General features: G+C 59.9%; 11 protein-coding genes. 6 read left to right on the top strand and 5 right to left on the bottom strand.

From position 1 onward, the window contains the following. Nucleotides 1-2: 2 nt before the first annotated feature. The 6 genes from E5201_RS12205 to mnhG are packed head-to-tail and all read left to right on the top strand — an operon-like array spanning nt 3 to nt 6,054. Entirely contained in the window at nt 3-2,960 is a 2,958-nt protein-coding gene (locus tag E5201_RS12205) for a monovalent cation/H+ antiporter subunit A (RefSeq protein ID WP_140986377.1), read from the top strand. Then, entirely contained in the window at nt 2,960-3,304 is a 345-nt protein-coding gene (locus E5201_RS12200; RefSeq protein ID WP_140986375.1) for a Na+/H+ antiporter subunit C, read from the top strand. Before E5201_RS12205 ends, E5201_RS12200 begins: the two co-directional genes overlap by 1 nt. After that, nucleotides 3,301-4,926 (top strand): monovalent cation/H+ antiporter subunit D, encoded by a 1,626-nt coding sequence (locus tag E5201_RS12195; RefSeq protein ID WP_140986374.1) that lies wholly within the window; start codon nt 3,301-3,303, stop codon nt 4,924-4,926. Before E5201_RS12200 ends, E5201_RS12195 begins: the two co-directional genes overlap by 4 nt. After that, nucleotides 4,923-5,435: a Na+/H+ antiporter subunit E gene (locus tag E5201_RS12190; protein WP_219993625.1), complete on the top strand. Its 513-nt coding sequence runs from the start codon at nt 4,923-4,925 to the stop codon at nt 5,433-5,435. Before E5201_RS12195 ends, E5201_RS12190 begins: the two co-directional genes overlap by 4 nt. Continuing rightward, entirely contained in the window at nt 5,432-5,713 is a 282-nt protein-coding gene (locus E5201_RS12185) for a K+/H+ antiporter subunit F (RefSeq protein WP_140986372.1), read from the top strand. The genes E5201_RS12190 and E5201_RS12185 overlap by 4 nt, the downstream gene beginning before the upstream one ends. Beyond that, nucleotides 5,710-6,054, top strand: coding sequence for a monovalent cation/H(+) antiporter subunit G (gene mnhG, locus E5201_RS12180; protein WP_140986370.1), 345 nt, complete (start codon nt 5,710-5,712; stop codon nt 6,052-6,054). Before E5201_RS12185 ends, mnhG begins: the two co-directional genes overlap by 4 nt. 9 nt (nt 6,055-6,063) lie before the next feature. Here mnhG and E5201_RS12175 read toward each other — a convergent pair whose 3' ends face one another. The 5 genes from E5201_RS12175 to E5201_RS12155 all read right to left on the bottom strand — a co-directional run bounded on the left by E5201_RS12175 (nt 6,064) and on the right by E5201_RS12155 (nt 12,657). Next, on the bottom strand, nt 6,064-6,783 hold the full coding sequence (locus E5201_RS12175) for an SDR family NAD(P)-dependent oxidoreductase (RefSeq protein ID WP_140986368.1): 720 nt from the start codon (nt 6,781-6,783) through the stop codon (nt 6,064-6,066). Continuing rightward, complete coding sequence (gene dgoD, locus E5201_RS12170) at nt 6,783-7,937, bottom strand: galactonate dehydratase (RefSeq protein ID WP_140986366.1); 1,155 nt, start codon at nt 7,935-7,937, stop codon at nt 6,783-6,785. The genes E5201_RS12175 and dgoD overlap by 1 nt, the downstream gene beginning before the upstream one ends. 76 nt (nt 7,938-8,013) lie before the next feature. Further along, entirely contained in the window at nt 8,014-8,739 is a 726-nt protein-coding gene (locus E5201_RS12165; RefSeq protein ID WP_140986365.1) for a FadR/GntR family transcriptional regulator, read from the bottom strand. 6 nt (nt 8,740-8,745) lie between these two features. Next, nucleotides 8,746-11,193, bottom strand: a complete 2,448-nt coding sequence (locus E5201_RS12160; RefSeq protein WP_140986364.1) for a beta-galactosidase — start codon at nt 11,191-11,193, stop codon at nt 8,746-8,748. An 18-nt stretch (nt 11,194-11,211) separates the two neighbouring features. Then, a complete protein-coding gene (locus tag E5201_RS12155) occupies nt 11,212-12,657 on the bottom strand; it encodes a sugar porter family MFS transporter (RefSeq protein WP_140986363.1) in 1,446 nt (481 codons plus the stop codon). Nucleotides 12,658-12,785 lie beyond the last annotated feature (128 nt).

The raw sequence follows: 12,785 nt of genomic DNA, 5'->3' as shown, positions 1-12,785 counted from the left end.
TCATGCCGACTAGTTTCCTGCTTCTGGCGCTCATCAGCCTGCCGATCGGCGGTGCCCTGCTTGCCTCATGGCTACCCACCTATGCCCGAAACGCCGCCGCCACGCTGGCCGCTACCGTAACACTGGCCTGCCTTTTGTGTCTGGCCATGCTACAGGGCGTAAGTGCCGAAGGCGTGCGCGCGGATATCCCCTGGCTGCCCTCCATCGGCATCAATCTGGTCTTCCGCCTCGATGGCCTGTCATGGCTGTTCGCCCTGATGATTACCGGTATTGGCGCGCTGGTTGTCCTCTATGCGCGCTATTATATGTCCGCCGAAGACCCTGTGCCGCGCTTCTATTCCTTCCTGCTGGCCTTTATGGCGGCCATGCTCGGGGTTGTGATGTCGGGCAACCTCATCCAGCTCGTTATTTTCTGGGAAATCACCTCCCTTTTCTCTTTCCTGCTGATCGCCTACTGGCACCAGAGCGCCAATGCCCGCGAAGGGGCACGCATGGCCCTGACCACAACCGCCGCCGGTGGCCTGTGTCTGCTGGTCGGCATGTTACTGCTTGGAAAAATGGCCGGAAGCTTTGACCTTGATGTCGTCCTGTCCGCAGGCGAGCGTATTCGCGCCCATGACCTCTACCTGCCCGCCCTCATCCTGATCCTTATCGGCGCTTTCACCAAAAGTGCGCAGTTTCCGTTCCACTTCTGGCTACCGCACGCCATGGCCGCGCCGACACCGGTCAGCGCCTATCTGCATTCGGCGACACTGGTTAAGGCCGGTATCTTTCTGCTGATCCTTCTCTGGCCTGTACTTTCAGGCACAGATGCCTGGTATGTCCTTGTCGGTTCCGCAGGCATGGCAACCCTGCTTATCGGGGCCTTTGCCGCCATCTATCAGCACGACCTCAAGGGCTTGCTGGCCTATTCCACCCTCAGCCATCTGGGGCTGATCATGCTGCTTCTGGGCCTCAACAGCCCGCTGGCCGCCGTTGCCGCCATCTTCCACACGGTCAATCACGCGACCTTCAAGGCCTCGCTGTTCATGGCAGCCGGGATCATCGACCATGAAACCGGCACGCGCGACATGCGCAAACTGAGCGGCCTGATACGCTATATGCCCCTCACCGCCAGTCTGGCCATGGTCGCCGCCGCCGCCATGGCAGGCGTCCCCCTGCTCAACGGCTTCCTGTCCAAGGAAATGTTCCTGGCCGAAACCATTGCCCAGAGCTCCAGCCCCCAGTTCAGTTACGCCCTGCCCGCTCTGGCAACCCTGGCCAGCGCCTTCAGCGTGCTTTACTCCCTGCGCTTTATCCATAAGACCTTCTTTGGCCCGCCGCCGGTTGATTGTCCCCACACCCCCAAAGAGCCACCGCGCTGGATGATCTTCCCCATCGCCGTTCTGGTGTTGATCTGTCTGGTCATCGGCATCATTCCCGGCCTGACCATCGCCCCACTCCTCAACGCCGCCGTCGTGGCTGTACTGGGCGATAATACACCCTATTACAGCCTGCGTATCTGGCATGGCTTCAACCCGGCTCTGGCCCTCAGTGTGATAGCGCTGGTCAGCGGCATCCTGCTCTATGTCTGCTTTCGCAATCGCATCAATGCCAACCCGCGCGGTGCCCCGCCGTTCCTCCACCGGTTTCAGGCACGTCGTCTGTTCGACAGCCTGATGGCCCGTCTCGTCATGCTGGCCCGATTCATGGAGCGCCGCTTCAGCACCCGCTCCCTTCAGCCGCAACTGCGCCTTCTGGTGCTTGTGCCCCTGATCATCGGCCTGATCATAGTTGCCACATCCGGTGGTCTGTCGATTTCAACCAACGTGCAGGCCGTCGATCCCTTCTTCGCTCTTCTGTGGCTTGTCGGTGGTGTCTGCGCCGTCGGAGCCGCCTATCAGGCCAAGTATCACCGCTTTGTCGCCCTTATCCTCATGGGCGGCGCGGGCATCGTCTGCTGCCTGACCTTTGTCTGGCTGTCTGCACCGGATCTGGCCATCACCCAGTTGCTGGTTGAGATCGTGACGACCGTTCTGCTTCTGCTCGGCCTCAGATGGCTGCCGGTCAGGCGCGAAGACCTGCGCAAAGAGACCCGCCGCTCCAAGATACGTCGCGGCCTTGACCTGAGCGTGGCCGTTATTGCCGGCCTGGCGGTCGCGGCCCTGACCTTTGCCGTCATGACGCGCCCGGCGGCCAATTCGATCTCAAGCTTCTTCCTCGAACGCGCCTATTCCGAAGCGGGCGGACGCAATGTCGTCAATGTGCTGCTCGTCGATTTCCGGGCCTTTGATACGCTGGGTGAAATCACTGTGCTTGGCGTTGTGGCCCTGACCATCTTTGCCATTCTGCGCCGCTTCAGACCGGCTCAGGAAGCCATGGCAACCCCGCGTCAGCAGCGCTGGCAGAACAGTTTCGACAGTGACCACGCCACCCGCGATGTCGGTCAGACCCTGAGAGAATACCTCATGGTGCCCCGCGTCGTCATTCAGTGGCTGTTCCCGATCATCATCGTCTTCGCCCTTTACCTGTTCCTGCGCGGCCACGATATGCCGGGTGGCGGCTTTATCGCCGGACTGGCCATGTCGATTGCCTTTATCCTGCAATATATGGCTTCCGGCACGCGCTGGACCGAAGCCCATCTGCGCGTCCTGCCGGTGACATGGATCGGGCTGGGCCTGCTGATTGCCACCGGCGCCGGTGTTGGCTCATGGCTGTTTGGGTATCCGCTGCTTACCTCCTACTTCCAGTATACCGATATCCCCTTCCTCGGCACGGTGCCGCTGGCGACCGCCATGCTGTTCGACCTTGGGGTGTTTGTGCTGGTCGTCGGGGCCACGATCCTGATGCTGGTCGCACTGGCGCACCAGTCGATCCGTAAACCGCGCGTCGTTGAGACCGATACCGACACCACCGAAGAGGATGCCCTGCCCGCCCCAGAACCGGAAGCCGAAACGCTCCAGACCGAGAGGCCAGACTAATGGAAATTGTACTCTCCCTTGCCATAGGCGTTCTGGTCGCCTCAGGTGTCTGGCTCCTGTTCCGGCCCCGTACCTTTCAGGTCATTATCGGCTTTTCGCTCATAAGCTATGCCGTGACTCTGTTTATCTTTTCTGTCGGCGGCCTGCGTATCGGAGCGCCGCCAATACTTGATCCGGCCGTCAAGGACGTCAGTGCCTATACCGATCCCCTGCCTCAGGCGCTGGTGCTGACAGCCATCGTCATCAATTTTGCCATGACAGCCCTCTTTCTGGTGGTGCTGCTGGCGTCACGCGGCCTGACAGGCACCGATCACGTCGATGGTCAGGAGACTACTGAGCAATGACGGATATTTCACCCCACCTGATCGTCGCCCCTATCATCCTGCCGCTTATCGCGGCGGCGCTTGTCACCATGATCGAGCAACGCCCGCTGCGCGTTGCCATCAGCATCTTCACCATGGCGGCCTTGCTGCTGATCTCGGTGACCCTGCTGATGTCTGTGGCCTCGCCCTTGTCCGCCGACACCATCGTCTATCGGGTCGGCAACTGGGCCGCGCCCTTTGGCATTGTGCTGGTGCTCGATCACCTGTCGGCCATGATGGTCGCTCTGACCAGCATACTGGCGCTGGCGACCCTTATCTTCTCGCTAGCCCGCTGGGATCGCGCCGGCCCGCGTTTTCACGCCCTGTTCCTGCTGCTGCTCATGGGCCTGAACGGCGCCTTCCTGACCGGCGACCTGTTCAACCTGTTTGTCTTTTTCGAAGTGATGCTGGCCGCTTCCTATGGCCTGGTTCTGCACGGATCAGGCACGGCGCGCGTCAAGGCAGGCCTGCACTATATCGCCATCAACCTCGGGGCATCGATCCTGTTCCTGATCGGCGTCAGCGTGATCTACGGCATTACCGGCACACTCAACATGGCCGACCTGTCCGAGCGCATCCAGAACGTCTCTCAGGAACAGCGCGTCCTGTTCGACGCCGGCTTCGCCGTTCTGGGGATCGCCTTCCTGATCAAGGCCGGTGTCTGGCCGCTCGGCTTCTGGCTGCCGCCAACCTATTCGGCCACAAGCGCCCCCGCCGCCGCCATGTTCACCATCATGACCAAGGTCGGGGTCTATGCCACCTTGCGCCTTATGTCTCTGGTGTTCGGCATAGATGACAATACCGTCATGGGCATAGCCAGCCCGCTCCTTTTGATTGGCGGCTCGCTGACCATCCTGATGAGCATGGCCGGTATGCTGGCGGCGCGAACCTTTTCCCGTATTGCCGGTTTCTCGATCCTGACCTCCTCCGGCACCGTGCTGGCCGTGGTGGGCATCGGCGGTGAACGCGCCCTGTCCGGTGCGCTCTATTACATGATCAGCTCGACCTTTGCCGTCGCCGCCTTCTTCCTGCTCATTGAACTTATGAACCGCGCGCGCGGCACAACTTCCGAAGCCCTCGGCGCGCCGATGTTTGATGACGAGTACCGCGACCCCTATGATGATGGCCCCCCCACCGATGAGGTCGGGCGGATTACCCCCGTCACCGTTGCCCTGATCCATGGTGGGTTTGTCTTCTGTGCGCTCCTGCTGACGGGCCTGCCGCCCTTGTCTGGCTTTATCGGTAAGTTTGCCATCATGTCCGGTCTGGCCGACTATGCCCACCTCTCGGGCTGGGTGCTGATTGCGCTCCTGATCGTCTCAAGCTTTGCCGCCATTATCGCCTTCCTGCGCATCGGCGTCGAAACGATCTGGGGATCTGCCGAAACAATCGTGCCTCAGGTAAAAAGCGTTGAATTCGCCGCCATTGCCGGCCTTCTGGCCATGTGCGTGATTACCACCACCCATGGCGCGGCGGTGCTTGACTATACCGACCGGACGGTTGCCGCCCTGCAACGCCCCGGGGACTATGTCTCGAACGTCCTGTTGCCAAATCCGCCCCCTTTACCGACCCTTGAGATCCCACCTCAGGAGGTGGCCCCATGACCGCTATCACGAACCGGGTACTGAAACTTGTCCTGCCCTATCCGGGCCTGACGCTGGCGCTTATTCTGTTCTGGGTGCTGCTGCATAATTCCGTGTCCCCTCTGACCCTGACCGGTGCCGTGATCATAGGCTTGCTGGCCCCGTGGACGCTGGTGCCCCTTAAGGTGCCCCGTATACGCATCAAAAGCTTTACCGCCTGCGTAAAACTGACCGGCATAGTAATCTACGACATTATTCGTTCCAACTTTGCCGTAGCCGCCATAATCCTGAGCGGCAAACGCCGTGAGCGCAGTTCCGGTTTCGTCACTATCCCGCTCGACCTGACCCATTCCCACGCGCTGGCGGTGCTGGCCATTATCATCACCAGCACCCCCGGCACCTTGTGGGCGCAGCACGATGTCGACACGCGCCGCCTGCTTCTGCATGTCTTCGATCTGGTCGATAAGACCGAGTGGATCGATCTGGTCAAGCGACGCTACGAACCTATTCTGAAGGAGATATTCGAATGAGCGTGCTTATACTCGGCTGCGCGCTGATTGCCGCGCAGGTGATGCTCAGCGTGGCCATCGTCCTCGCTGCCTGGCGCGTTGTGCACGGCCCGCGCGCTCAGGATCGCGTGCTGGGCCTCGATACGCTCTATGTGACCGCCCTTCTGCTGATCGTAACTTTCGGTATACGTACCGGCAGCAATTTCTATTTCGAAGCGGCACTGGTCATTGCGCTTCTGGGCTTTACCGCCACGGTCGCCATGGCCAAGTTCCTGATGCGTGGTGAGGTAATCGAATGATACAGGCCCCCGAACTGCCGCTCTGGGCAGCCATAGTCGTCAGCCTGCTAATCCTCAGCGGCGCTTCGCTCACCCTGATCGGGGTGATCGGCCTGACGCGCCTTAAAACCTTTTATGAACGCGTCCATGCCCCAACGCTTGGAGCCACTCTGGGTGGTGTCCTGATCTGTGCGGGGTCCATGCTGTGCTTTGCCGTGCTGCAAACCCGTGTCATTGCGCACGAAATCCTGCTGGTAGGCTTCGTGCTGATCACAACACCGGTGACGCTCATTCTCCTCGTGCGGGCCGCGCTCTACCGCGACCGCGCCGAAGACAACCCTCATGTGCCGCCGATGGAATAAACAGCCCCTTTATAGCTTCGCCAGCCGCCCGCCATCCACAACCATGCCCGTTCCGCTGACAAAGGCCGCGTCGTCACTGAGCAGAAAGGCCACCGCTGCGGCAATATCCTCAGGGCGTCCTATATCCGCAGGCTCAAGCACCTCAGCGCCTGATTTTATATTAGGGCTTTCACGCAGAAGCGGCGTATCCACAGCACCGGGCAGGACACAGTTGGCACGTATGCCCTTGGGCTTGCCCTCAATTGAGGCCGTACGCGCCAGAGACGAAAGCGCCGCTTTCGCCGCCGCATAAGGCCCCACCAGCGGTGACGTCTGCTGCGTATGAATACTGCTGACATAGACCAGCGCCCCACCCCGCGTCATGCTGGCAAACGCCTTTTGCGTCAGGTTGGCGGCAGCATAGAAATTTATGCTCATCAGCCGATGCCAGTCGTCACCACTTAAGGCCTCAAGCGCCTTATAGATCATGATACCCGCCACATTGACCAGCCCGTCAACATAGCCAAACCGCGTCAATGCCCGATCATAGGCCGCCTTCAGCGCCGCCTCGTCAGACACATCACACGGCAGGGCCAGCGCCCCCAACCGCTCAGCCACGGCCTCAAGCGCCACGGCATTATGATCAACAAGCGCCAGTTGCGCGCCCTCAGCCGCCAATCGCTCGGATACCGCCAGACCGATACCGCTGGCGGCACCGGTGATCAGGATCGTTTTGCCACCAAACCGCATTACCACTCCCTCACATAGCCGTCCGGCCCGCGCCACACCGGATTGCGCCAGGGCGGGCAGTCACGGCTGAGACGGCGGACTTTTTCCTCATCGACATCGATCCCCAGTCCCGCACCGGTCGGGGCATCCACCATGCCGTCCTTCACATCAAAGACTTCGGGGTTGGTGATGTAACTCAGAAGGTCATGCCCGCCGGTATTGTAATGAATCCCCAGCGACATTTCCTGAATGACGAAATTCGGCGTCGAGACACCTACCTGCAAACAGGCCGCCAGCGCCACCGGCCCCAGCGGGCAGTGCGGGGCAATGGCGACATCATAGGCTTCGGCCATCGAGGCTATGCGTCGCACCTCTGAAATGCCCCCGGCGTGGCTAAGGTCAGGTTGCAGAATATCCACCGACGCCGACTGCAGGAACGGCTTCACATCCCAGCGGCTATAGAGACGTTCGCCGAGCGCAATCGGGATGGTGGTCAGCTTCGATAACTGCTCTATGCCCTCAGGGTGCTCGCTCAGCAGCGGCTCCTCAATGAACAGCGGCCGGAGCGGCTCCAGCGCGCGGGCCAGTTGCTTGGCCATAGGCTTATGGACACGCCCGTGGAAATCAAGCCCCGCATCCATGCCCTCGGCCTTGACCGCCTCAAGACGCCTTAAGGTGTCCTCAAGCGCTCTGGGCGAATCAAGCCAGCCCATATCTTCGGTGCCGTTCATCTTGACGCAGGAGAACCCCTGCGCTTTACGCACACGGGCGGCCTCGACGACATCCGAAGGCCGGTCGCCGCCAATCCACGCATAGACCGGCAAACGGTTGCGCACCTGCCCGCCCAGCAATTGCCAGACCGGTACATTCAATACCCGCCCCTTCAGGTCCCATAAGGCCTGATCAAGCCCCGACAGGGCTGACATCAGCACCGGCCCACCACGATAAAACCCGAGCCGGTAAGCGGTCTGCCAGATGTTTTCAATATGATCCGGATCAGCGCCGATAAAGCGGTCACGCAATGACGCAAACGCCCCCTCTACCGCTTCGGTGTGCCCCTCAAGCGACGCCTCGCCCCAGCCAACCTGCCCGGTTTCGGTTTCGACCCGCACAAAAAGCCAGCGCGGCGGCACGGGGAAGGTTTCAATCTTGGTAATGGGGGACAACAATGACATCGGACCGCCTGCAATGAGGAAGAAGTGAGTGTGATCTGCTAATGACCTGTGTCAGGCCAATTGTCACATAAATATATCAGGACGGCGCAGGTAACTGGCTTTTCACCAGATCAAGCGCCCCCTCCAGCAGGCTGAACATAACCCGCCGTGCGACGTCCGGCTGACCGGACACTATGGCCTGCGCCACCGCCTCATGATCGGCGGCACTGGCCCGCTTCACGCCCTTGACCTGATTGGTGTAGCGAATACTGATCGTCAGGGCCGTAGCGATCATGACCCGCGTCTGCCTGAGAAAGCGGTTGCCGCTGGCTTCAATAACCGCCAGATGAAAAGCAATATCCGCCGCCAGATCATCGTCCGCGCCACGTTCTGCCGCATACATACGCGCCACCGCCTCACTGATGGCGGCCTTGTGCGCCTCAGTCGCCTGCGCCGCCGCCAAAGCCGCCGCCGCCGGTTCGACCGCCAGCCGCATTTCCGTAAATTCCACGAGCAGATGCGGCGAAAAGCGCCGCTCCATCAGCCAGCCCAGAACGTCCGGATCAAACAGATTCCACGCATCATCCGGCGCCACTCGAATACCCTGACGCGGGCGCGAGGTAATCAACCCCTTGGCGGACAGCATCTTGACCGCTTCGCGCACGATGGTACGGGCGGCGGAAAACTGTTCCGCCAGCTCCTTTTCCGTCGGAAAGGCCCGCCCGTCATAGTGTCCGGTCACAATAGCAGCCCCCAGAACCTGAACAATGGTTCGGGTGGCATTGCCGCCAATGGCCTGAGGGGTACGCAGATAAGGGTTCATCTCTCTCTATCTTAGGGTCAGATCATATTCCGGCACCAGCCTGAGATCCTTGATCCGTGCCACCTGCCCGTCTTCGAACTGCGGCTTGACCGAAGGATCGAGATAGACGGTGGAATCTTCACGCAAAGGCATGATGGTCACGGTCAGAGGCTGATCAAGTTTATCGGCATAACGCTTAAGCCCGATCCGCCAGGTGCGGCCAATGAAATATTCATCATCCAGCATTTCCGGCCCGGAAAACAGACGCGCCACATCGCCTTCATAGGCCACGTCCATATAGACGTCCGACACCCCTTTAAGCGCATCCTGCGGCACCTTGATCTTCCAGGCCCCTGCGGCCGCAAAGCTTTCAGGCACCGGCGCGACCGGCGTATTGCGCGGCCCGTGCAGCTTAAGCGGCGGAGCCTTGCCCACCGGACGCAAGACCGACACCTCCGGCTCAAGACTGACCTCTGCCGCCCGCGCACTATAGGTCGCAAAGACACCCTGTGCCTTGCCACGCTTGAGCGCCAGACTTGAGGTCACCTGCGCCCCCAGCGCCGGATAGGCCGCGAACGCAAAATCAGGGCTGGTCTGACGCAGGCTCAGGCCGCCCTCGGGGCTGCCAAAGGCATGGGCGTCACTGAGGATCAGACGTGTCTGACTCTGATTATTCGGGCCCTCCATCTCGATCACCGCCAGACGATCCGCCTGCGCCGCCTCAAGATAAAGGAAGCGGCTGCGCTTGCCCGAGGCATCACTCAGGGTGACAATCTCCCCCGAACGTGGCGTGACAATCTTTTGCCCGTCCACCGTCTTTTGCGTACCCCCACGCACCGTGATCGCGCGGTCAAAGACAAACTCCGGCGCAATCTTCGCCGTGCCGCTGAAGACAAACAGCTCCCCTTCGCTGTCACGTATCTGCGTCACGGGCTGCGCGGTCGCCCACTTGAGATCAATCCCCGCCAGATCAAAATGCACCGGCCAGATAAAGGCATCGCCCTTTTCCACCGTCACACCCTTTGACGGCAGGGTCAGGGTCTTGCCAGCCAGCACCACATTAAACCGGGTATCGGCATGGGCCGGCGTCTCATATTCACGCACGTGGTTATTGACGAAGACAAAGCCCGACTGCCCATCGCCACGGAAGGCCCAGCGCAGGGTCTCAAGGTCAGCCGTATCTTTCGGCAACTGATCCGGCGCATAGACCGTCATCGGGGCCAGACGATCGCCAAAGGCTTGCAGGAAATAGTGCACCGGACGAATGCGGTTCAACACCGGATGGGCATGGCCATATTGCGCCAGAGGGGCCTGAAAATCATAGCCGAAATAGGGCACATCATTCGGGCTGCCGGTGGCTATGCTTTCATGACGATAGGGCGTTCCGGCCGGATTCTGCCCGCCCTGAAACATGTAATAGCCCATCAGATTTACACCCGAACCGACCTTGGTGACCAGCATGTCGGCAATATCATCCGGCGCAATCAGCGGACGGCGGCGATACATCTGCGGCACACCCCCACCATATTCAGCCCCGAAAAACGGCGTGATATCGGCGTCACGCGCCCCGTCATCCTGCGTCGAGGTACGCCCCTGCGCCCCCAGCCCCTGCTCATTCCGCACCCCGAACTGGAACACGAAACTCGATTTCGGCGGCATCATTACCCCTGAAGCCGACCACGGCTCATCGACATAGGAACCAAATACCGGAATCACTTCACCGCGCGGAAACACGGCGTTGTCCCAACCGGTCACCGTATAGAGCGGCAGGTCAAAACCATGTGCGATCATCATGTCTTTCAGCCGACCGATATGCTCACGCCCCTGAAGCGGGCCGGTGCGGTTATATTCGTTCTCGATCTGGATACCGATGATAGGGCCGCCGTCTTTCCACAAAAGCCCTTCGGCCTGTTTGAAGACCTCGCCAAAATAGCGATCGACATAGCTGAGATAGGTCGGGTCATTGCCACGCGTCGGCACCGCATGCACCACCCAGTCAGGCACACCGCCAAAGCGCACCTCGGCATGGGCCCACGGCCCCGGCCGCAAATAGACATAAAGGTCATGTTTCTGCGCCAGTTGAATAAAGCGCCTCAGGTCACGATTGCCGCTCCAGTTAAAGCTGTCCGGCTGCTCCTGATGGTGCTGCCAGATGACATAGGTGGCGATGACATTGACACCCGCCGCCTTCATCTTAAGGAGTTGTTCTTCCCAATAGGCCTCAGGGAAACGCGTATAGTGAAACTCACCCATGACCGGCAAAACCGGCTGATTGTTGAGCATCAGATAACGGTTATTGACACTCAGCACCCGCCCGTCCGGCGCGGTATTTGACCCCAAATTCAGCAGGCCTTCACGCGGCGCTTCGGGTGGTGTCGCCGCATCAACACGATAGGTTTCCGCCAGTGACGGTGACGCCATCAACAACAGAGCGGCCATGGAAACGGCATAGCGGTTAGGTTTGAACAGGCTCATTAAATCTGCCTTTCGGTTTCAGCGCAGGTTAAGCTGGGTTTCAATTTCCTCGAGCGACTTCCCCTTGGTTTCCGGCACATATTTGCGGATCAGGATAAAGCCAATGAAACAGAACGCGCCATAGCACCAGAAGGTGCCTGCGGCCCCGAGCGCCTTGTTCATCAGAGGGAAGGTAAAGGTGACGATAAAGCAGGCAATCCACAAAGCCGAGACCGATATGGACATGGCCGCCCCGCGCACCCGTGTCGGAAAGATTTCCGACAAAAGCACCCAGGTGACCGGCGCCAGCGACATGGCGTAGAGCGCAATCACCGCCAGAGTGAGCCCCAGTACCGCCACACCGGTAACCCCCATAAAGAAGGCCGCCCCCAGACACAGGTGAATAAGCGCCATACCCCCGGCGCCCCACAGCATCAGGGCACGCCTGCCAACACGGTCAACAAACAAGGTCGCCACCAGCGTAAACACCAGATTGATCGCGCCGGTAATGACAATATTGAACATCACCCCGCTCAGGTCATAGCCCGCCCCGCGATAGATTTCTTCGGCATAGTTGAAGATGACATTGGTGCCGCTCCATTGCTGCAACACCGCCAGCCCCATGCCCATCAGCAGCACCATAAACATCGCCGGTCGCAACAGATCACGCCAGGCCCCTTTGGTACTGGCTTCGCTGTGCAGCCCCTTGGCAACATCCGAAATCTGGGCGTCGGCATAGTCTGAGCCGCCGATGCGTGACAAAATGGTTCTGGCTTTTTCCGTGGCCCCGGCCTTGATGAGCCAGCGCGGGCTTTCCGGCACAAAGAACGCACAGATCAGAAACACAATCGAAGGCGCGGCCACAGCGGTAAACATCCAGCGCCAGCCATATTGCCCGACCCATGTTTCCCGCAAGGCCTCCATCGAGGTCGCGTCTGTCCCCGAACCGGTATTGGCAATCATCCAGTTGACGATCTGCGCCCCCAGAATCCCGATGACCAGCGTCAGCTGATTGAGCACCACCAGACGCCCGCGCCACTTCGGCGGGCTGATCTCGGCAATATAGGTCGGCGACACATTCGACGCGATGCCGATCGCCACGCCGCCCAAGATGCGCCAGACGATAAACATATCGAAAGACGTGGCCCAACCCGTCAGGAACGCCGTTGAGGCAAACAGAAACGCCGCGAGAATCAGCAGCTTTTTCCGGCCGATCCGGTCAGAGACAAAACCGGCGAACACAGAACCGGCCAGACACCCCAAAAGTGCGCAACTGTTGGCCCAGCCCACAAGCGCTTCGGACGTCAGGCCGAAATAGGCCTCGTAAAACGGCTTGGCCCCGCCAACCACCACCCAGTCATAACCAAACAGCAAGCCCCCAAGGGCCGCCACAAAGGAGATGATGACAATATAACCGAGATTGAATTTGTGATCTGGCGCACCCGCGCTCCCTCCGGTGCCTGCCGGAGCCGTAAGCGTAACCATACCTGCCTCTTTTTATTGTTACCCGCCATTGGGAACGGCGGCAGGTATTTATCAGGACATGTCCGCGACAGGTCAAGCCATTTATAATATATATATTATCTAATGCATCACAGATAGGTCATTTCATC

It is taken from the genome of Asticcacaulis tiandongensis (assembly GCF_006475605.1).
Classification (GTDB): domain Bacteria; phylum Pseudomonadota; class Alphaproteobacteria; order Caulobacterales; family Caulobacteraceae; genus Asticcacaulis; species Asticcacaulis tiandongensis.
The sequence above is the reverse complement of the archived record's forward strand: the minus strand, read 5'-3'. Positions and strand labels throughout refer to the sequence as shown.